This window comes from Erwinia sp. PME.40.26/001 (assembly GCF_055556675.1).
In genome coordinates this window covers 1-243 of the sequence record NZ_JBVHNP010000375.1, presented here as the reverse complement: position 1 = coordinate 243, position 243 = coordinate 1, and the positions used below count along the sequence as shown (strand labels likewise).

1 protein-coding gene is annotated in these 243 nt (G+C 44.9%); it reads left to right on the top strand.

Going from position 1 to position 243, the window contains the following annotated elements:
* On the top strand, positions 1-206 hold a 206-nt coding region (locus tag ACZ3HG_RS24610; protein ID WP_465335126.1), incomplete at its 5' end, for a 40S ribosomal protein S27.
* Positions 207-243 lie beyond the last annotated feature (37 nt).

Genomic DNA, 243 nt, shown 5'->3' with positions numbered 1-243 from the left:
GGAAGCACAAACTCAAGCGACTCGTTCAATCTCCTAATTCGTTCTTCATGGATGTCAAATGCCAAGGATGCTTCAACATAACTACTGTGTTCAGTCACTCTCAAACCGTTGTGGTTTGTGGGAACTGCCAAACAGTTTTGTGCCAGCCAACAGGTGGCAAAGCCAGACTCACAGAGGGGTGCTCCTTCAGGAAGAAGGGAGATTAGTTATGGAGATTATAAAAGCTCCTTAGTCTTTTTGAGA